Genomic DNA, 19787 nt, shown 5'->3' on the forward strand with positions numbered 1-19787 from the left:
CGATCGGCTGATACGCGGGTGGTTGGCGACGCCCGCCCGTGGCGTCAGGCGTTGGCGAATCCTTCGCGGGTGAGGTTCATTGGTGCCGCCTCGGTGCAGACGACATCGTCCTCGATGCGGATCCCGCCGAAGGGATGGAACGCATCCACGCGCTTCCAGTCGATGCTGCCGGCTTGCGGCCCCGCACGCAGCGGTTCCAGCAGCATGTCGATGAAATAGAGCCCGGGTTCGATGGTCACCACCATGCCCGACGCAAGCGTGCGGGTCAGCCGCAGGTACGGATGGCCATCGGGTCGGGCGATCGCGCCGCCATCCTCCGATGCCGCGAAGCCGGCCACCTCGTGCACCTGCAAGCCGATGCCATGGCCGACGCCATGCGGGAAGAATGCCGACGACACGCCGGTTGCGACCGCGGCTTCCGGCGATACGCGGACCAGGCCGAAATCGCGCAGGATCGTCGCCAGTGACAGGTGCGCGTCCAGGTGCAGCTGCCGGTAATCGAAACCCGCCCGGACCTGGTCGCACATGGCCTGCTGCGCCCGGTCGACGGCGTCGACGAGGGCCTGGAACTCATCGCCGCGATCGGCCGAATAAGTCCGCGTGATGTCGCACGCATAGCCGGCATGGCTGGCGCCTGCATCGATGAGGAAGCTGCGCGCCTGCGGCGGCGGCGTCCGCCCAAGATCCATGTAATGCAGCACCGCGCCATGCCGGTTGATGGCGATGATGTTGTTGTAGGGCAACTCGCATGCATCCTGGCGCGCCGCGGCGCAGTACGCGATGTGGATGTCGAACTCGCTCGCCCCCGCGCGGAAGGCGGCCTCCGCGGCGCGATGGGCGCGGGTCCCCACGCGCGTGGCGCGCCGCATCATTTCGATCTCGTACGGCGTCTTGAACGCACGGTGGTATTCCAGGTAGGCAACCACCGCCGGCGGATTGTTGGGCGCGTATCCGGCGGGCGCACCCTGGGGCTCGCCGAGGATGGCGCACCGCGCCACGTCGCGTGGCAGGTGCTGCAATGCTTCTTCCGGCGTGTGCACGATGACGATGTCGAAATGCGGGACCCACTCGCCGGACGGTGCTTCGGGCACCACGTGCCAGTAGTCGCGCGGCTGCATGTAGACCAGCTTGGGCTTTGCGCCTGGCGTGTACGCCAGCCAGCTGCCCGGATGGCGAAGCAACGGCAGCCAGGCCTTGAACTGCGGATTCACCGCGTAGGGATAGTCGCGGTCGTCGAACCACTGGTAGTGCACCGTGCCACTTGGAATCACCAGGTGGTCGAAACCACCACGGGCGAGTGCGGCGCCGGCGCGTCGTTGCAACTCCGCCAGATGGCTGGCATATAGGATGGCGGGGTCGGCATTCATCTGGACGGTCAACGTGGGAAGGATTCCGCATTCTGCCGCAAGCCCCGGCAAGGCGCCGGATGACCGACATGCGCCGCTGCCCACGCCGCGATCCATCCCGGCGTGGGCCTGGGCCCTGCTCGGGCTGGTGTTGGGCCTGCTGGCATCCGCCACCGGGGTGCTGCTCGAGCGCAACCACCTGCGGGCGCTCGACGACGAGCGACTGTCGCAACTCGGCCACGACAGCGTTGCGCTGCTGCAACGCCAGTTCGAGGACAGCGCGCTGCTCCTGCGTGCGGTGCAATCGGCGTACTCGGTGTCCGACAGCATCAGCGAACCGCATTTCGAGAGCATGTTGCGCGACCTGCGGCCGCCGACGATGCTGCCGAGCCTGGTGGCATTGGCGTTCGCCAGGCGACAGCCCGGCGCGCCGGGCCACTACCGCTATGAACGGGTGGCGCCGGTCGCGGGCAATGCCAGCCTGTTGGGCTTCGATGCGGCCGCGCAGCCGGCCAACATGCGCGCGCTCGAGCGCGCGCGCGATCGCGACGAACCGGTGATGTCGGCCCCGTTCACCCTGCGCCAGCCGGCGGCCCGGGCCGATGATGCCCGCGGCATCACCCTGCGCCTACCGGTGTACACGGCCGGGCCCGCGCCGGAGACCCTGGGTGAACGTCGCCGGCGCGAAACCGGTGCGCTGGCATTGAGCATGCGGGTGCGGCCGCTGCTGCTGGCCGCATTGCCCGCTGAAGCCCTGCAACGCTTCCGCATACACGCCTTGGATGTTACCGGTCCGGTGCCGCTGACCTTGTACGAATCCGGCGGCGATCCCGGCGATCAAGCCCGCGACTTCGGCGGCGAGGTCGCTTTCGGTGGTCGCCGCTGGCACCTGCGGCTGAGCCCGCTGCAGGACCCGTCGAATGCCGCGGTGTTGTGGGCAGTCGCCACCGGCGGCCTGCTTGCGAGCCTGCTGTTGGCGGCGCTGGCCTGGTCGATCGCCGATACCCGTCGCCGTGCGCTGCGCGTGGGCCACCAGATGAGCGCGCGCTACCGCGAGAGCGAGGAGCAGTTCCGGACCCTCAACGACGTCCTGCCGGCATTGGTGTTGATGGCGCGCGCCGAGGACGGTCGGGTGATGTACGCCAACCAGGTGGCACAGGCGCGGCTGGGCGAGCGCATCGGCGATGGCGCGGCGATGGCGGACCTGTTCGACGACGAGTCGCTGCGCCAGCGACTGCGGGAATTCGACGGCCAGGTGTCGTGGAGCAACGTCGACGCATTGCTGACGACGCTCAATGGCGACAAGTTCTGGGCATCGACCTCGCTCGCGCGCGTGCGGGTACGTGGCGTGGACACGCTGTTGATGGTGGCCAACGACGTTTCCGAGCAGCGGCAGCTCACCGAACTGCTCAACTACCAGGCCACCCATGACACCCTCACCGAGTTGTACAACCGGCGCGAATTCGAGCGCTACGTGCAGCGCGCGCTGTTCGGCATCGGTCGTGGCGCGACGCCGTGCGCGCTGCTGTACATCGACCTTGACCAGTTCAAGCTGATCAACGACACCTCCGGGCACCTGGCCGGCGACCAGTTGCTCGCCCAGTTGGCACTCGTCATGGCCGAACAGCTGCGCGCCGGGGACATACTCGCGCGCCTGGGCGGCGACGAATTCGGCGTGCTCGCACACGACGCCCAGCAGGAAGGCGCGCAGGCGCTGGCCGAACGATTGCGCAAGCGTGTTGACGAGTACATCTATGTCTGGGAACAGCGCTCCTACACGATCAGCGCCAGCATCGGCGTCGTCCTGCTAGACCAGGCGGGGCTGACCCTGTCGGACGTGCTCGCGCACGCCGATGCGGCCTGCTACATCGCCAAGGACCGTGGCCGCAACCGGGTGCATTTCTTCGCCGCCCAGGACGACGAGACGTTGCGGCGGCGCGGTGAAATGGAATGGGCCAATCGCCTGCGCTGGGTGATCGAGGAAAACCGGTTGCTGCTGGATTACCAGGAAGTGCAGCCGCTGCAGGACAAGCACCATGGGCAGGGGCCCGACGGCCCGCACGTGGAACTGCTGATCCGGCTGCGCGACGAGGACGGCCGGGTGATCCTGCCGGGCGCCTTCCTGCCGGCGGCCGAGCGCTACGGGCTGATGCCGCTGCTCGATCGTTGGGTGGTCGGCCAGGCGATCTCGCATTTCGACCAGCTGCACGCGAGCGGGCGTGCACCGGGTCGATGTTCGCTCAATCTCGCGGCCTCGACGCTGGACGACGACGGGTTGGCCGAATACGTCCTGGACCTGATCGAAAGCCACGGCGTCGCGCCATCGCGACTGTGCTTCGAGATCACCGAGACCGAAGCGGTGCGCAACCTCGCGCGCGCGGTGCGCTTCATCGAGCGCCTGCGCTCGGTGGGCTGCCAGGTCGCACTGGACGATTTCGGCGCGGGGATGTCTTCTTTCGGCTACCTGAAGAACCTGCCGGTGGACGTGATCAAGATCGACGGCAGTTTCGTGCGCGACCTGGACACGGATCCCATGAGCCGCTCGATCATCAACGCGATCACTGAAATCGGCCACCTGCGCGGGCTGGACGTGGTGGCCGAATGGGTGGCCAGCGAAGCCTGCGCGCAGACCCTGCGCGAGATCGGGGTCGATTACGGGCAGGGGTTCGCGCTGCACAAGCCCGAACGGGTGCTGTTCCAGCGCGAACGCGAGACCTAGCGGGGCCTGACCAAGGCCTGGCCAAGCCGCTCAAGTCGCCGGTTGGGGAACGGCCTGGCCAGGCTTATTCGTACTGGCCGCCGGGTGCGTCGATCCAGCGGCGCAACTGCTCGGCCTGGTCGTTGGGAATGGCGATGAAGCGGAATCCCGTCCAGGCCTGGCCCGGGGCGCTGGCGCGGTCCAGCCACAGCAGGTGCGCGCCCACCTCCATGGCGATGTCGTGCAGGCGTGGGTCATGCAGCCGGAAGCGGAACTGATACAGCGCATCCTCGACCAGCGGCGCGCTGGCCATCACCAGCATCCCGGTCTCCGAAAGGTTGCCGATGCGACCGATCACGCTGTCGGTCATCGCGTCGGTGACCAGGATCGTATCGGCGACCTTGCGGCGCTTGGCCCGACGGAATTCCTCGATCACGGCTTGGCCTCCGTCGCGTCGCCATCATGGGCGTGCCCGCCATGGTCTTGCGCGTCGCCATCGTCGTGGCCGCGGTCGGCCTGCGGATCGCCGTCCCCGGCGTCGCGCTTGTTGCGCCCGGCAAAGCTGCGCAGCGCATTCAGGGTCGCCTGCCATGCGCGATCGATCAGGCGCCCGCGTTCGGCGACCACGATCCGCGCCTGGCCACGGGCCAACATCCGCCCAACGCTGTCCAGCGACTGCTCGCCCACGCGTTGCCCGCGCTGGTTCACGAACAGCGCCTTGTCGGTGACCGGGCTGTACCAGGAGAGGCGGCGGCGCACGACATCTCCCTGCTGGTTGGTGATGAACTCGATCCATGTGCCATAGGGCATCACCCGCAGCTGGTCGTAATGGACCTGCTCCTCGGGGGTGCGTGGCGGCAGCTCTTCCTTCTGCCCCTCGGCACCATCCTCGCCCAGGCGCACCCGCGCCTTGAGCCGCATCGTCAGCTCGGTTCGGGAAGCAGGATCGTCGTCGTCGTCCACGGCGCTGGTGAGGCGCCGGGCGATCGCCGCGGCTTCTTCGACGTGGTAGCCGACCTGCGCCAGCGCCGCCTCGATATGGGTGGCCAGTTGCGGGTCGCTGGTGCCGCCATGGCCGCAGGTGGCGACGATGCGCCGGGTGGATTCGAGCTGTTGCTGCCAGTCCGCCGAATCGTGGCCCTGCCGGAGCAGGGTCAGGGTCAATACGTCGGCCCAGGCCTGGTTGAGCAGCGCGCGCACGAATTTCGGCAGGCGCTGCTCACCGACGATGCTGGTGATCGCCTCGGCGGCCTGGCGCTTGGCGATTTCGAGCTTTTCCTTGCCGCGCGCGGCTTCGACATGGCGCCGTTCGGCCATCTCGGCCTTGCGCGCCAGGTGTTGCAGTTGTGCCTGCAGGTCGCGGTTGCTGGCATCGAACACCGCGGTGTCGCCGTCGAAGTTCTCCACCACCTGGTTGACTGCCGCCTGCAGTGGCTCGAGCAACTGTGGGTCGATGTCGTCCTCGTCGAGCCAGCGCGCACCGGACTCGGCCACCGCATTGAGCAACTGTCGCGCGGGATGGTGGGCGCGCACGAAGAACCCGCGGTCCTTCAGGGCCACCTGCAGCAAGGGCAATTGCAGTTTTCGCAGCAGTGGCGAGGCAGGGGCATCGGAACGCACTTCGCGCTGGATCTGGCGATAAAGCATGTCCAGCAATTCGAAGGTGTCGCTGTCCTGCAGCGACAGGCTCGTGCCATGGCCGCGCTGTTGGCGCATCTGGGCCAGCAGGGCCTGCTTGATGTCGAGCAGGTTGCGGGTGTTTCCCGCGGCCGCGACATCGCGCATCCCGGCCAGGGCGCTGAGGACTTCCGACGTGTCCAGCTGCTCGCGGTCATCCGGCCGGCGGTCAGGCCGCAGCTTGCCGATCAGCTCGCGACGGCCCGACAGCAATTGCTGCAGCAGGTCGAATGCAGCGTTGTCGTCGCCACCGGGGGTTTCGCCGTCGGCCTGGCCGAGCCACCCGGTATGGGTGCGTTGCCCGGGACTGGCGCCGCTGCGGTGGCGGCGCGAGGACTTGCCGGTGATGGCATTGGCCGCGTTGGCGGCCGCCTCGGATTCGCTCAACGACGTCGCACGCACGCGGATCGGGACGAAGGTCAGGCTCGGCAGGATGCCATCGGCCGCCACGGCGACATTCAGCATCTCCAGCATCTGCGGATACGCCGCCATCACCTTGCGATCGAACAACCGGTACAGCAGCAGCCTGGACTCCAGCGGCAACTGCAGCGACTGGCTGGCATCGCGCATGATCCTGCATAGCGACCGCGGGCCCAGCGGGATGCGTTCGGCGTCGAATGCCGGCGTCCCGGCCAGGACCCCGAAGCGCTGTCCGAGCAGGTGCAGGGTGAGGCTGGCACGGGCTTCCTGGCGCACGGCGATGTCGCGCATCACCGCTTCCTCGTCCATTTCGCTTTCGTCCACCAGGCTCAGCCGCCGGAAGCTGACCGGCTGCGGCTCGACCCCCGGCGGGTGCGATGCGTTACGGCCGAGCGTCGCCAGGCTTGCCTCCAGCCCCGCCATGAAACGCGGCACCAGGTCGGCGCGATTGAGGCGCAGCGCGCGCAGGGTCTGCAGGTAGCCGGCCTGCACGGCCGGATTGCGTGCGTGCTCGGACAACCGGAACAGCTGTTGCTCGAAGTCGTCCAGGGTCTGGGTCAGGTGCCGTTCCAGCTCGTCGGAAGCCGCATGCAGCAGGTTCTCCAGCACGCGCCGCACGCGCCGCGGCAAGGTGGCCATGGCCAGCGTTTGCGGCGACGGATCGGAAACAGGTGGCAATGCCGACATGCAGACGCTCGGGTCGGGTCCAGGGCGATAATTAGCATGTCGCGGGGCTGGCGGCCAGCGCGCGGTGGCTGCCGGGCAGTGCGGCGAGGGCGACCGCGTGCGGCCGGGGCGGCGTTTGCGCCTGCATTGCGCGGTCAACCCCGATGCAGCGCAACGTCCGCCGCATGTGAAGATTCGACGGGGCGGCACGGCCGCCCGGATCAGTCGCGCAGGAACAGCGAGACCACGTCGTTGGTGAAACGCCTGCCAAGCTCGGTCGGGACGGCTTCGTCGCCCTCGACGAGCAGCCATCCGCGCTCGATCGCGCTGGCCAATTCGCCCGCGATCGATGTGCGATCCAGGCCGGTGCGCGCCTCGAATTGCGCCAGGCTGAAACCGTCGACCAGCCGCAGCGCATTGAGCATGTAATCGAATGGACGGCGTTGCGGATCGAGCGTCTCGTCGCCGCCGATCGCTGCGGCAGTGCCGGCCTTGGCGAGGTAATCGGCCGGATGCCTGGTCTTCCAGCGACGCAGGATGGAACCCTCGCTGCCCAGCGTGAGCTTGCCGTGCGCGCCGGCGCCGATGCCCAGGTAGTCGCCGAAACGCCAGTAGTTGAGGTTGTGGAGGCATTGCCGGCCAGGGCTGGCGTAGGCGCTGACCTCGTACTGGGCGTATCCGGCGTCGGCGATCAGGGCCTGGCAAGCCTCCTGCATGTCCCAGCCCTGGTCCTCGTCCGGCAGGCCTGCCGGCGGCCGCGCGGCGAAGACCGTGTTGGGTTCGAGCGTGAGCTGGTAATGCGACAGGTGCGCCGGTTGCAGCGCGATCGCGCGCCGCACGTCGGCTTCGGCCATGGCCAGGGTCTGCTCCGGCAAGGCGTACATCAGGTCGAGGTTGAGGTTGTCCAGGCCGGCGTCCTGGGCCAGCTTCACCGCCGTCTCGGCCTGCGCGCTGTCGTGGATCCGCCCGAGCCGCTGCAGGCAGCTGTCATCGAAGGACTGGATGCCGAAGCTGATGCGGTTGACGCCGGCGCGACGGTAGTCGGCGAAGCGGCCGTGCTCGGTGGTCCCGGGATTGGTTTCCAGGGTGATTTCCAGCCCCGGCGCGAACCGCAGGCGCGCGCTGGCGGCCTGCAGGAAGGCGTCGATCGCGTCGGCGGGAAACAGCGACGGCGTGCCGCCGCCGAAGAACACCGTGTGCACCGTGCGCCCCCATGCCAGCGGCAGGTCGTGGTCGAGGTCGGCGAGCAGCGCATCGACGTAGGCCGCGAACGGCAATTCGCCGCGCGCCTGGTGGGAATTGAAATCGCAATACGGGCACTTGCGCACGCACCAGGGCAGGTGGACGTAGAGCGACAGTGGCGGGGTGGTGAGCATCGGTTTGGGCACAGGGTGGGCGGTCGTGCGGGGACCGGTGGGAGCGGCTTCGGCCGCGCGCTTTCCAGGACGGGGCTGCGTGCAGGAGCTCGCGGCTGACGCTGCGCCTACGAAAAAACTGCCAGGTGCTGCTTCAATGTGGCCAGCGCCCGGCCGCGATGGCTGATGCGGTTCTTGATCGCCGGGTCGAGTTCGGCCGCGCTGCAGGCATTGACCGGATCGAAGAACACCGGGTCGTAGCCGAAGCCGCGATCGCCGCGTGGCTGCTCCAGGATGCGGCCTTCCCAGGCGCCTTCGGCAATCAGCGGCTGCGGATCGTAGGCACTGCGCAGTACCACCAGCACGCAGTAAAAGCGCGCGCCGCGCCGTGCTTCGGGCACGCCCTGCAGCTCGGACAGCAGCCGCGCGATGTTGCGCGATGCGTCGCCGTGGACGCCGCCATAGCGCGCCGAATACAGGCCTGGCGCGCCATCGAGCGCATCCACGCACAGGCCCGAGTCGTCGCCGAGCGCCGGCAACCCGGTGGCATGCGCGGCGTGGCGGGCCTTGATCAATGCATTCTCGACGAAGGTCGATGCGGTCTCCTGGGCATCGGCAACGCCGAAGTCCGATTGCGCGTGCAACTGCAATCCACCGTCGCCCAGCAGGTCGCGCAGTTCCGTGAGCTTGCCGGCATTGCCGCTGGCCAGGACCAGTTTCACGCCAGCGGCAGCGCCAGTGCGTCGCGCTGTGCTTCCAGCAGCCGGGTGATGCCATCGCCGGCCAGCACCAGCAGCGCGTCGAGCTCGTCGCGGCGGAACGCGTGGCCTTCGGCCGTGCCCTGCAGTTCGATGAAGCCACCGCCATCGTTCATCACGACGTTCATGTCGGTGTCGCAGTCGCTGTCCTCGGCGTAGTCCAGGTCCAGCACCGGCACGCCGCGGTAGACGCCGACCGAGACCGCCGCGACCGCGCCGAAGATCGGATCGCGGGTGATCTCGCGGCGCGCGCGCAGCCAGCGCACGGCGTCGACCAGCGCGACGTAGGCGCCGGTGATCGCCGCGGTGCGGGTGCCGCCGTCGGCCTGCAGCACGTCGCAGTCGAGGGTGATGGTGCGTTCGCCCAACGCGCCGCGATCCACGCAGGCGCGCAGCGCGCGCCCGATCAGGCGCTGGATTTCCAGCGTGCGCCCGCCCTGCTTGCCGCGCGCGGCTTCGCGGTCGTTGCGGGTGTTGGTCGCGCGCGGGAGCATGCCGTATTCGGCGGTGATCCAGCCTTCGCCCTTGCCGCGCAGGAATCCGGGCACGCGGTTCTCCACGCTGGCCGTGCACAGCACGCGGGTGTCGCCGAAGCTCACCAGCACCGAGCCCTCGGCGTGGCGGGTGAAGCCGCGGGTGATGGTGACCGTGCGCAGTGCGTCCGGTGTGCGGCCGCTCGGGCGCAGCGTCGAGGCCGCGGCGGAGGACGGGGCGGAAGTGCCGGTGGAAGCCATGACATGCACCGCGACAGGGCGCGCGAGTTTACCATCGCGTCTTCGCCGGCCCCGCAGGAAACCCGATGATCCGCAGCATGACCGCCTTCGCGTCGGGCGAGCGAAGCACCCCCTGGGGCACGCTGGGGTGTGAGCTGCGCGCGGTCAACCATCGCTTCCTGGAACTGGGCGTGCGCCTGCCCGACGAGCTGCGCGTGCTGGAGCCGGCCCTGCGCGAGCGCGTGGCCTCGCGCGTGGCGCGCGGCAAGCTGGACCTGACGATGCGCCTGCGGCCGCCGGAAGGCGGTGACTCGCTGCACCTGGATCCGCGCGTGCTCGACCAGCTTTCCACCCTCGCCGGCGAGCTGCAGGCGCGGTTTCCCTCGCTGCAGGTGCAATTCACCGACCTGCTGCAGTTCCCCGGCGTGTTGCAGAGCGGGGCGACCGATGCCGAGGCCCTGCAGGCGGCGGCGTTGTCGCTGCTGGACCAGGTGCTGGCGGACTTCGTCGCCGCGCGCGAGCGCGAGGGCGCCAACCTGGCGACGGTGATCGGTGAACGGGTCGAGGCGATCGCCCGTCGCGCCTGCGACGTGCGCGCGTTGATGCCGGCGATCCGTGCCGGCCAGCGCGCGAAGCTCGAGGCGCGGCTGGCGGATCTCGCGCAGCCGGCCGATCCGGGCCGCCTGGAGCAGGAGCTGGTGCTGTCGCTGCAGAAGCTCGACGTGGACGAGGAACTCGACCGCCTGGACAGCCACGTCACCGAGATCCGCCGCGTGCTGGTGCAGCAGGAACCGGTCGGCCGCCGCCTGGATTTCCTGCTGCAGGAATTCAATCGCGAGGCGAACACATTGGGTTCCAAGTCCATCGACACCCGCACCTCGCAGGCGGCGGTCGAGCTCAAGGTGCTGATCGACCAGGTGCGCGAACAGATCCAGAACATCGAATAAGCTGCGGCCGCGTCCGGACGCCGGGGTGCGGGGATGCACCGGGGCGATGGCGTTCCGGTGGCTCCTCCCCCGCCCTTCGGGCCCCTTCTCCCGCCGGGAGAAAGATCAGCAACGGCGATACGACCATGCGCGGAACCCTTTACATCGTCGCGGCACCTTCCGGCGCGGGGAAATCGAGCCTGGTCAATGCCTGCCTGGCGCGCGACCCGGCGATCGCGTTGTCGATTTCGTTCACCTCGCGCGCGGCGCGACCGGGTGAGCGGCATGCCGAGCACTACCACTTCGTCAGCGTCGACGCGTTCGAACGCATGGTCGCGGCCGGAGACTTCTTCGAGCATGCGCTGGTGCACGGCGACTGGAAGGGCACGGCGCGGCAGTCGGTCGAGCCGCAACTGGCCGCCGGCAAGGACGTGCTGCTGGAAATCGACTGGCAGGGCGCGCGCCAGGTGCGCGACAAGGTGCCCGAGGCGGTGAGCGTGTTCATCCTGCCGCCGTCGCGCGCGGCCCTGGAGCAGCGCATGCGGGCGCGCGGGCAGGACAGCGAACAGGTGATCGCCCAGCGGCTGGCCGCGGCGCGCGAGGAGATGTCGCACTACGACGAGTTCGACTACGTCGTCTTCAACGAAGACTTCGATACCGCGGTGGATGAGATGTGCAGCATCTTCGCCGCCAGCCGCCTGCGCCGCGAGGTGCAGGTGGCGCGCCACGCGGAGCTGATCGCACACCTTCTGGCGTAGGGCGGGTGCGACGTTCCGCCCGGGGGACCGCCCGGGCGCTCGTCTTGAACGCGTCGCGTGTTGGACCCGGGGGATGCGCCAATCCGGCCGGCGGCGTCGGAGCGCGTCGCAATCCGGCCCGGCGTGACCGCTGTGGCGGCCCCGGTGAGTCATAACTGACTGATTTAAAAGGCGCCTGTTGCGCCAAGGGACGCTGCGCCGCTACAATCCACGCCCCCTCGAACCAGAGCGACGGCCGCCAGGCCGCCGGGAGCCCCATGGCCCGCATTACCGTTGAAGATTGCCTGGAAGTGGTCGATAACCGCTTCGAACTCGTGATGATGGCCGCCAAGCGCGCCCGCCAGCTGGCCAATGGCGTCGAGCCGCAGCTGGACAACAGCGAGTCCAACGACAAGCCGACCGTGCTTGCCCTGCGCGAGATCGCCGCGCGCCGCATTGACCAGCCGTACATCGACGCCGTCGACAAGGCCGAGCGCGAGCGCAAGGAGCGCGAGGCGCTGGAGTGGGCCGCGGCCGAAGTGGTCGCCGACGACGACCTGTCCAAGGGCGACGACTGAGCCCCTGCGTCGTGCATTGCGGGATCCGGCCAGCCGCCGGCATCCCTGGTCAGGACGGCTCCGCCTTGGCGGGGCCGTTTTCGTTCCGGGCATCGGCGATCCCCGGCGGCCGCCACGGCGCTGCCCGGCGCGCGTCGCCCATCACGACGGGCCGCTTTCCGATTCCCGCGTCCCGGCTTAGTCTCGCGCCATGAGCGCCGGAGAACCCGCCTACGCCACGCCCGCGCCCGCACCCGTCGACGCGGCGGTGCCGGACTACGTGCGCGAGCTGCAGCAGGCGGCCGATTACCTGCCCGAGGACCAGCAGCGCCAGTTGCTGCGGGCCTGGTCAGTGGGTGCGGCGGCGCACGCGGGCCAGACCCGGCGCTCGGGCGAGCCCTACATCACCCATCCGATCGCCGTGGCCGCGGTGCTGGCCGAGCAGCGGGTCGACGTCGAAACCCTGATCGCCGCGATCCTGCACGACACCCTCGAGGACACGCCGCTGGCGCGCGAGACCATCGCCGGCGAATTCGGCGAGACGGTCGCCGAGCTCGTCGATGGCGTCACCAAGCTGGACAAACTGCAGTTCCAGGACCGCCAGGAAGCCGCCGCCGAAAGCTTCCGCAAGATGCTGCTGGCGATGGCGCGCGACCTGCGCGTGATCCTGATCAAGCTCGCCGACCGCCTGCACAACATGCGCACGCTCGCCGCGCACACGGCCGAGGCGCGCGGCCGCATCGCCCGCGAGACGCTGGAGATCTACGCGCCCATCGCCCAGCGCCTGGGCATGAACCTGATCAAGTCCGAGCTGCAGGATTTGGGATTCCGCTCGCTGCATCCGTGGCGGCACGCGGTGCTGGAAAAACGCATCCGCACCCAGCCCTTGCTGCGACGCGAGGCGCTGGCCCGGATCGAAGCGCAGGTCGCGCAGCGGCTGACCAAGGAAGGCCTGCAATACCGGCTGATCAGCCGGGTGAAATCACCCTGGAGCATCTATTCGAAGATGCGCGCCGAAGGCAAGTCCTTCGACCAGGTGATGGACGTGTTCGGTTTCCGCATCGTGGTGCGCTCGGTGCCCGAGTGCTACCACGCGCTGGGCATCGTGCATTCTGTGTTCAAGCCGCTGGACGGGCGCTTCCGCGACTTCATCGCGATCCCGAAGGCCAACGGCTACCAGTCGTTGCACACGGTGCTGTTCGGGCCGTACGGATCGCCGATCGAAGTGCAGCTGCGCACCGAGGAGATGGACCTGATCGCCGAGCGCGGCATCGCCGCGCACTGGGCCTACAAGCACGGTGGCGCGGGCAACAGCGCGCAGAGCCGCGCCCATACATGGATCGCCGACCTGCTGGAGAGCCAGCGCGCCACCGGCTCGTCGCTGGAGTTCCTGGAAAACGTCAAGGTCGATCTGTTCCCCGACGAGGTCTATCTCTTCACGCCCAAGGGCGACATCCTTTCCCTGCCGCGCAACGCCACTGCGCTGGACTTCGCCTACGCCGTGCACACGGACGTCGGCAACCACGCGGTGGCCGCGCGCGTGGACAAGAAGCTGGTGCCCCTGCGCAGCAAGCTCGCCAGCGGCCAGAAAGTCGAGATCATCAGCACGAAATCGGCTGCACCCAAGCCACAGTGGCTCGAATTCGTCATCACCGGCAAGGCGCGCACCGCGATCCGCCACCAGCTCAAGAGCCTGGAACACGAGGACGCGGTGCAGCTGGGTCATCGGATGCTGGACCGCGCGCTGGAGCAGCTTGAAACCTCGCTCGACCGGCTGCCGCCCAAGCGCCTGGACGCCTACCTCGCCGAGAACCGCTTCCCGCGCCTGGAAGCGCTGCTGGCCGAGATCGCGCTCGGCAACCGGATGCCGGCGCAGGTCGCGCAGTCGCTGGCGCGCGAGAAGAACGCCGTGCAACCGTTGCGCGTGGCGAAGGACCGCGTCCCCGGCGACCGTATCCTCATCACCGGCCACGAGCGCGGCGTCGTCACCTTCGCCAACTGCTGCCTGCCGATTCCGGGCGACGACATCATGGGCTACCACACCGCCGGGCGCGGCGTGGTGGTGCATCGCATGGACTGTCCCAATGTTGCCGATTACCGCAAGTCGCTCGAACGCTGGGTGGCGATCGGCTGGGACCGCGACATCAGCGGCGACTTCCACAGCGCCTTGCTGATCCAGGTCGACAACCGCCCGGGCGTGCTGGCGCAGGTCGCCGCGGCGATCGCGCAGGCCGAGTCCAACATCGATGGCGTCGAATACGTCGAGCGCGGCAGCAATGTCGCCTCGATCCGGTTCGCGATCGAAGTGCGCGACCGCAAGCACATCGCCGACGTAATCCGCCGCGTGCGGCGGCTGAACGTCGTGCATGGGGTGCAGCGGAGCTAGGCGCTGGACTCCGGCATCCCCGGTTTTCGCGCCGGGCCTGCACGCCGCCGCGGCAATTTCGCTGCATGGCCGCGGACCACGCGACACGCGCGGCCGCGTGCCGTTGCCTTTAGGATTCCATCTCCCGACTTCCGATGATGCCCGCATGCGCCAGCCGATCCATTCCGACAATGCTCCCGCCGCCATCGGCCCCTATTCGCAGGCCATCCGCGCCGGCAACACCGTGTACCTGTCGGGGCAGACCCCGATGGATCCCAAGACCGGCCAGCTGGTCGAAGGCGACATCGCCGTGCAGGCGCGACGCGCACTCGACAACCTGAAGTCAGTGTGCGAGGCGGCGGGCGGCTCCTTCGACCAGGTCGTGCGCATCGGCCTGTACCTGACCGACCTGGGCGATTTCGCGACCGTCAACGCGGTGATGGCCGACTACTTTTCCGCGCCTTATCCGGCGCGCTCGACGATCGAAGTCGCCGGCCTGCCCAAGGGCGCCGACTTCGAGGTCGACGCCATCATGGTGCTCGCCTGACCGATGCCGCGCGTGGCGCGGCCCGCACCTGCCTTCGCGGCGGTGGGTGACACACCGCTCGCCGCGCTGGCGGGCGTCGGCCCGCGGGTGGCGGAGAAACTCGCCGCCCGCGGCCTGCTGACGCTGCAGGACCTGTGGCTGCAACTGCCACGGCAGTACGAGGATCGCACCCGCATCAGCCCGATCCGCAGCCTGCAGCCGGGCGCTGCGGCCCAGGTCGAAGGCGTGGTCGAGGCGGTCGAACGCGGCTTCCGTTACCGGCCGGTGCTGCGCGTGGCGATCAGCGACGAGTCGCGCGCGACGCTGGTGCTGCGCTTCTTCCACTTCCGCGCCACCCAGGTCGCGCAATTCGCGCCCGGCGTGCGCGTGCGTTGCTACGGCACCCTGCGCGCGGGACAGCATGGGCTGGAGATCGTGCATCCCAGCTATCGCGTTCTCGATGCCGACGAACACGCGCTGGGCGAGCAGCTCGATCCGGTGTATCCCGCGATCGAAGGGCTGGGGCCGGTCAGCCTGCGGCGCCTGATCGCGCAGGCGCTGGACCGGCTTCCCGAGGCGGAGGCGCTGGAACTGCTGCCCGCGCCGATGCGTACATCCCTCGCGTTGCCCTCCCTGCGCGAGGCGCTGCTGACCGTGCATCGCCCGCCGCGCGATGCCGATGTCGGCGCGCTGCTCGCCGGCACCCATCCGGCGCAGCAGCGGCTGGCGCTGGAGGAGCTGCTTGCCCACCACCTGAGCCTGCGCCGGCAACGGATCGCGCTGCAACGCGATCGCGCGGCCATGCTCGCTGGTCCCGGCGTGCTCGCCCAGCGCCTGCGCGAGGCCTTGCCATTCGCGCTCACCGGCGCGCAGCAGCGGGTGTTCGCGCAGGTGCGCGCCGACCTGGCCAAGCCGATGCCGATGCTGCGGCTGGTGCAGGGCGACGTCGGCAGCGGCAAGACCGTGGTCGCCGCACTGGCCGCGATGCTGGCGGTGGAGTGCGGCCGCCAGGCGGCGTTGATGGCGCCGACCGAACTGCTGGCCGAGCAGCACCTGGGCAACATGCGCGCCTGGCTCGAGCCGCTCGGGGTGCAGGTGGCGTGGCTGGCGGGCAAGGTGACCGGCAAGGCCCGCGCCAGTGCGCTCGATGCCGTCGCCAGCGGCGCGGCCCAGGTCGTCGTCGGCACCCACGCATTGATGCAGGAAGGCGTGCGCTTCCACGACCTCGCGCTGGCGATCGTCGACGAGCAGCACCGCTTCGGCGTGCACCAGCGCCTCGCGCTGCGCGACAAGGGCGCGCGCAAGGACAGCGTTCCGCACCAGCTGGTGATGACCGCGACCCCAATCCCGCGCACGCTGGCGATGACGGCCTACGCCGATCTCGATGTCTCGTCGATCGATGAACTGCCGCCCGGGCGCACGCCGGTGCAGACCGTCGCGCTCAGTGCAGAACGCCGTCCGGAACTGGTCGAGCGCATCCGCCGCGCCTGTGCCGAAGGCCGCCAGGCGTACTGGGTGTGCACGTTGATCGACGATTCGGACGAAGTCGTCGCGCAGGCGGCGCAGTCGACCTTCGAAGCGCTGTCCGCGGCGCTGCCGGAACTGCGCATCGGCCTCGTGCACGGGCGCATGAAGCCGGCACCGAAGCAGGCGACCATGCGCGCCTTCAAGGACGGCGCGCTCGACCTGCTGGTCGCCACCACGGTGATCGAGGTCGGCGTCGACGTGCCCAACGCGTCGCTGATGATCATCGAGAATGCCGAGCGCCTGGGCCTGGCGCAATTGCACCAGTTGCGCGGGCGGGTCGGGCGCGGGCAGGCGGCGTCGAGCTGCGTGCTGCTGTACCAGCCGCCACTGTCGGGATTGGCCCGCGAGCGGCTGGAAACGATGCGACAGACCCACGACGGCTTCGTCATCGCGGAAAAGGACCTCGAGCTGCGCGGCCCCGGTGAGCTGCTGGGCACCCGACAGACCGGGTTGGCTGCGTTCCGGGTCGCCGACCTCGCCCGCGACGCGGCGCTGCTGCCACAGGTGCGGGCGCTGGCCGACCAGCTGCTCGCGCAATCCCCGGATCTTGCCGACCGCATCGTCGCCCGCTGGGTGGGCGGGGCGGCCCAGTACGCCGGGGCCTGAGCCCGATCCGGCGCCGGCTTGCGCCTCGCTCGGCGGCCGGGCTAAAATGCCGCTCTTTCCCTGCAGAAACTGGCGCCGCGATGAAGGCCGACATCCATCCCGATTACCGCGAAGTCGTGTTCCAGGACATGACCTCGGATTTCAAGTTCCTCACCCGCTCGACGCTCTCCAGCAAGGAGACGATCAAGTGGAAGGACGGCAACGAATACCCGCTGCTGAAGGTCGACATCTCGTCGGCGTCGCACCCGTTCTACACGGGACAGAACAAGATCATGGACACCAGCGGCCGGGTCGACAAGTTCCGCAAGCGCTACGCGAAGTAAGCGCGACGGTGTCTCCGCGACGGCTGCCCCAGGGCAGCCGTTTGCGTTTGCGCGGCCCGCTGGCATGACCTCCGGCGACTGCGGCGCGAGTAGTCGCTATGCGATAATGGCCGCTTGCCGCGCTGCGTTCGCGTGCTGCCCCCTCCGTGCCCGTCGTCACCCGTGGGCGCGCATGACTTGAGGAATGCCCCGTGCCGTCAGACACCCCCTCGTCCGACCAGACCGCCTTCCAGCAGGCCACGCTGACCGCAGGCGGATCGTCCGTCGCCTTGCCGGTGGACCGCGGCACGCTCGGCAATCCCTGCATCGACATCGCGAAGCTGCCCAAGGAAACCGGCTGCTTCACCTACGACCCCGGATTCACCGCGACCGCGGCCTGCAAGTCGGCGATCACCTACATCGACGGCGACGCCGGCGTGCTGATGTACCGCGGCTACCCGATCGAGCAGCTGGCCAAGCAGTCCAGCTTCCTCGAGGTCGCCTACCTGCTGATGCACGGCGAGCTGCCGAGCGCGGCGGAATTTTCCAACTTCGACAACGAAGTCACCCACCACACGATGATGCACGAGGCGTTCCGGACGTTCCTGTTCGGCTTCCGCCACGACGCGCATCCGATGGCGATGCTGGTCGGCATGCTCGGCTCGATGGCGAGCTTCTACCACAACACGCTCGACCTGGATGATCCCGAGCAGCGCCGGCTGGCCGCAGTGCGCCTGATCGCGAAGGTGCCGACGATTGCGGCCGGCTGCTACCGCTATTCGATCGGCTGGCCGATGCGCTATCCGAAGAACAACCTCGAGTACGTCGACCGCTTCCTGCACATGATGTTCGAGGTGCCCAGCGAACCGCTGGCGCTCAAGCCGGTCGCGGCGCGCGCGCTGGATTTGCTGTTCATCCTGCATGCCGACCACGAGCAGAACGCGTCGACCTCGACCGTGCGCCTGGTGGGTTCGACCGGATCCAATCCCTACGCCTGCGTTGCCGCCGGCGTCGCTGCGTTGTGGGGTCCGGCGCACGGCGGCGCCAACGAGGCCGTGCTGAAGATGCTCGGCGAGATCGGCAAGCCCGGCAACGTGCAGTCGGCGATCGACAAGGCCAAGGACAAGGAGTCGGGCTTCCGCCTGATGGGCTTCGGCCACCGCGTCTACAAGAATTTCGATCCGCGCGCGAAGATCATCCGCGAGATGACCCACCAGGTGCTGGGCGAACTGGGCGTCAGCGATCCGATGCTGGAAGTCGCGCTCAAGCTCGAGGAAGCGGCGCTGAAGGACGATTACTTCATCCAGCGCAAGCTGTATCCGAACGTCGATTTCTATTCCGGCATCATCTACAAGGCGCTCGGCATCCCGACCGAGATGTTCACGGTGATGTTCGCGATCGCGCGCACCGCCGGCTGGGTCGCGCACTGGCTGGAGCAGCAGACCGATCCGGACGCCAGGATCGGCCGCCCGCGCCAGATCTATACCGGCTATGCCGAGCGTGACTACGTGGGCATCGACAAGCGTTGACCCGTCGCCACGTGCGCGGCCGATGCCCGCGCAAGCGCCCCTCGTAGGAGCGGCTTCAGCCGCGAGCTTTCAGCCAAACGCCAGCAAGGCGGCAGGATTGCGCGCTGTACCGGGTCGATCCATGACTGGCGCAGGAAGGAGGCCCGGTCGTAGTGACCGCGGGACCAGGTCGTGCGTTAGCTCGCGGCTGAAGCCGCTCCTACGACGAGCCGAATTGTCGCGTCGGGCCGGGCGGAACGTTTCGCGGGCTCAATCCGCCGCCGATTCGTAGCCTTCGATCTCATCGGCCGCCAGCAAGGCGCGCAATTGCGACAACGATGCCCGCGGCATCGGTTTCTCGTCGACGAGCGAGAGGGGCGCCTGCCGCAGCGCAGTCTCGGGCAGCACCGTCAGGTCGAAGCTCAGGTCCTCTGCGCTGAAGACCCACACCGGGAATTCGCCGCTGCGCTCGCGGTCCAGGCGGACGCGCCGGCTGCGCGATTCGCTGGGGATGGCGTGTTCGTCGAGGAAGCGCGCGACGGCATCGGCGTCGTCGCTGTACAGCTGCAATGCCACCGGGGCATTGGCATCGGCGGTGCCGTCGAGCACCGGCCCGACCAGGCGCGCATCGAAAGGCCGGAAGAATTCCAGCGCGCGTAGCGCAGCCTCGCGCCGCGCGCGCAGGCCGGCAAGCTGTGCATCGCCCTGGAACAGCCGTTGGTACTCGCGCAGCGCGTCCTCGATCTCGCGATTGCGGGGCAACGAGGCGTCGTCGACGATCCCCAGGCGCTCGGCGGCCTTGAGCTTGGCTTGGTGGTAATCGCGGATGCCGCCTTCGGCCATCAGCCGCGCGGCTTCATGGGCGAGTCGATGGCGGCGTTCGCGGATGCGGGTCTCGGCGTGCTGGCGGGCGTGGTGCATGTCAGCCTCCCTCTCGGACCCGGCCCGACTGTACCGCAAGCGTGCGATGGCCCGGTGAGCCACACCCGCCATCCGTCCGGCGACGGCATCGCGACCAACCAGCCACTGGCCATCGCGAGGCCCGTCCTGCCGGGAATGCCGACGAGCGCCCCGCCGCCCCGCCATGCATGGGCGGGTCC

16 protein-coding genes are annotated in these 19787 nt (G+C 68.9%); 9 read left to right on the plus strand and 7 right to left on the minus strand.

Features of this window, described 5'->3' with window-relative positions; translation table 11 throughout:
* Positions 1 to 44 precede the first annotated feature (44 nt).
* Positions 45 to 1367, minus strand: coding sequence for a Xaa-Pro dipeptidase (gene pepQ / locus G7B67_RS05765; RefSeq protein ID WP_166209305.1), 1323 nt, complete (start codon positions 1365 to 1367; stop codon positions 45 to 47).
* 13 nt (positions 1368 to 1380) lie between these two features.
* Between pepQ and G7B67_RS05770 the strand changes: the two genes are divergently transcribed.
* The gene (locus G7B67_RS05770) at positions 1381 to 4065 is read left to right on the plus strand and encodes a bifunctional diguanylate cyclase/phosphodiesterase (protein ID WP_243412265.1); all 2685 of its coding nucleotides are present in this window, start codon (positions 1381 to 1383) and stop codon (positions 4063 to 4065) included.
* A gap of 64 nt (positions 4066 to 4129) precedes the next feature.
* Here the strand turns inward: G7B67_RS05770 and G7B67_RS05775 are convergent, their stop codons facing one another.
* From G7B67_RS05775 to rph, 5 genes are all read right to left on the minus strand, one after another.
* Positions 4130 to 4480 (minus strand): PilZ domain-containing protein, encoded by a 351-nt coding sequence (locus G7B67_RS05775; protein ID WP_166209311.1) that lies wholly within the window; start codon positions 4478 to 4480, stop codon positions 4130 to 4132.
* Positions 4477 to 6780, minus strand: a complete 2304-nt coding sequence (locus G7B67_RS05780) for a DUF1631 domain-containing protein (protein ID WP_166209314.1) — start codon at positions 6778 to 6780, stop codon at positions 4477 to 4479. The genes G7B67_RS05775 and G7B67_RS05780 overlap by 4 nt, the downstream gene beginning before the upstream one ends.
* A gap of 248 nt (positions 6781 to 7028) precedes the next feature.
* Positions 7029 to 8183, minus strand: coding sequence for a radical SAM family heme chaperone HemW (hemW, locus tag G7B67_RS05785; RefSeq protein ID WP_166209316.1), 1155 nt, complete (start codon positions 8181 to 8183; stop codon positions 7029 to 7031).
* 107 nt (positions 8184 to 8290) lie between these two features.
* On the minus strand, positions 8291 to 8884 hold the full coding sequence (gene rdgB / locus G7B67_RS05790; protein ID WP_166209319.1) for an RdgB/HAM1 family non-canonical purine NTP pyrophosphatase: 594 nt from the start codon (positions 8882 to 8884) through the stop codon (positions 8291 to 8293).
* A complete protein-coding gene (gene rph, locus G7B67_RS05795) occupies positions 8881 to 9654 on the minus strand; it encodes a ribonuclease PH (RefSeq protein WP_166209322.1) in 774 nt (257 codons plus the stop codon). The genes rdgB and rph overlap by 4 nt, the downstream gene beginning before the upstream one ends.
* A gap of 65 nt (positions 9655 to 9719) precedes the next feature.
* Here rph and G7B67_RS05800 point away from each other — a divergent pair, with 65 nt between their 5' ends.
* The 8 genes from G7B67_RS05800 to G7B67_RS05835 all read left to right on the plus strand — a co-directional run bounded on the left by G7B67_RS05800 (position 9720) and on the right by G7B67_RS05835 (position 18708).
* Entirely contained in the window at positions 9720 to 10580 is an 861-nt protein-coding gene (locus G7B67_RS05800) for a YicC/YloC family endoribonuclease (protein ID WP_166209325.1), read from the plus strand.
* 125 nt (positions 10581 to 10705) lie between these two features.
* The gene (gmk, locus tag G7B67_RS05805; RefSeq protein WP_166209328.1) at positions 10706 to 11317 is read left to right on the plus strand and encodes a guanylate kinase; all 612 of its coding nucleotides are present in this window, start codon (positions 10706 to 10708) and stop codon (positions 11315 to 11317) included.
* A gap of 257 nt (positions 11318 to 11574) precedes the next feature.
* On the plus strand, positions 11575 to 11874 hold the full coding sequence (gene rpoZ, locus G7B67_RS05810) for a DNA-directed RNA polymerase subunit omega (RefSeq protein WP_166209331.1): 300 nt from the start codon (positions 11575 to 11577) through the stop codon (positions 11872 to 11874).
* 190 nt (positions 11875 to 12064) lie between these two features.
* Positions 12065 to 14239 (plus strand): RelA/SpoT family protein, encoded by a 2175-nt coding sequence (locus G7B67_RS05815; protein ID WP_166209334.1) that lies wholly within the window; start codon positions 12065 to 12067, stop codon positions 14237 to 14239.
* 145 nt (positions 14240 to 14384) lie between these two features.
* The gene (locus G7B67_RS05820) at positions 14385 to 14765 is read left to right on the plus strand and encodes a RidA family protein (RefSeq protein ID WP_166209337.1); all 381 of its coding nucleotides are present in this window, start codon (positions 14385 to 14387) and stop codon (positions 14763 to 14765) included.
* Positions 14766 to 14768: 3 nt separating this feature from the next.
* Complete coding sequence (gene recG / locus G7B67_RS05825) at positions 14769 to 16877, plus strand: ATP-dependent DNA helicase RecG (protein ID WP_166209340.1); 2109 nt, start codon at positions 14769 to 14771, stop codon at positions 16875 to 16877.
* 80 nt (positions 16878 to 16957) lie between these two features.
* On the plus strand, positions 16958 to 17200 hold the full coding sequence (locus G7B67_RS05830; RefSeq protein WP_166209343.1) for a type B 50S ribosomal protein L31: 243 nt from the start codon (positions 16958 to 16960) through the stop codon (positions 17198 to 17200).
* 191 nt (positions 17201 to 17391) lie between these two features.
* Positions 17392 to 18708, plus strand: coding sequence for a citrate synthase (locus G7B67_RS05835; RefSeq protein WP_166209346.1), 1317 nt, complete (start codon positions 17392 to 17394; stop codon positions 18706 to 18708).
* A 249-nt stretch (positions 18709 to 18957) separates the two neighbouring features.
* Here G7B67_RS05835 and G7B67_RS05840 read toward each other — a convergent pair whose 3' ends face one another.
* Positions 18958 to 19608 carry a hypothetical protein gene (locus G7B67_RS05840; RefSeq protein WP_166209349.1) on the minus strand — a complete coding sequence of 217 codons (651 nt, stop codon included), beginning with the start codon at positions 19606 to 19608 and terminating at the stop codon, positions 18958 to 18960.
* Positions 19609 to 19787 lie beyond the last annotated feature (179 nt).

The sequence above is a fragment of the Cognatiluteimonas telluris genome (assembly GCF_011320095.1).
Taxonomy (GTDB): Bacteria; Pseudomonadota; Gammaproteobacteria; order Xanthomonadales; family Xanthomonadaceae; genus Cognatiluteimonas; species Cognatiluteimonas telluris.

Bases quoted from the DNA above. Each gene is read 5' to 3' on its own strand.
- rph (WP_166209322.1), bottom strand. From the start codon at position 9,654: ATGGCTTCCACCGGCACTTCCGCCCCGTCCTCCGCCGCGGCCTCGACG.
- G7B67_RS05815 (WP_166209334.1), top strand. From the start codon at position 12,065: ATGAGCGCCGGAGAACCCGCCTACGCCACGCCCGCGCCCGCACCCGTC.
- hemW (WP_166209316.1), bottom strand. From the start codon at position 8,183: ATGCTCACCACCCCGCCACTGTCGCTCTACGTCCACCTGCCCTGGTGC.
- gmk (WP_166209328.1), top strand. From the start codon at position 10,706: ATGCGCGGAACCCTTTACATCGTCGCGGCACCTTCCGGCGCGGGGAAA.
- rpoZ (WP_166209331.1), top strand. From the start codon at position 11,575: ATGGCCCGCATTACCGTTGAAGATTGCCTGGAAGTGGTCGATAACCGC.
- G7B67_RS05820 (WP_166209337.1), top strand. From the start codon at position 14,385: ATGCGCCAGCCGATCCATTCCGACAATGCTCCCGCCGCCATCGGCCCC.
- G7B67_RS05840 (WP_166209349.1), bottom strand. From the start codon at position 19,608: ATGCACCACGCCCGCCAGCACGCCGAGACCCGCATCCGCGAACGCCGC.
- G7B67_RS05800 (WP_166209325.1), top strand. From the start codon at position 9,720: ATGATCCGCAGCATGACCGCCTTCGCGTCGGGCGAGCGAAGCACCCCC.
- pepQ (WP_166209305.1), bottom strand. From the start codon at position 1,367: ATGAATGCCGACCCCGCCATCCTATATGCCAGCCATCTGGCGGAGTTG.
- G7B67_RS05830 (WP_166209343.1), top strand. From the start codon at position 16,958: ATGAAGGCCGACATCCATCCCGATTACCGCGAAGTCGTGTTCCAGGAC.
- recG (WP_166209340.1), top strand. From the start codon at position 14,769: ATGCCGCGCGTGGCGCGGCCCGCACCTGCCTTCGCGGCGGTGGGTGAC.
- G7B67_RS05780 (WP_166209314.1), bottom strand. From the start codon at position 6,780: ATGGCCACCTTGCCGCGGCGCGTGCGGCGCGTGCTGGAGAACCTGCTG.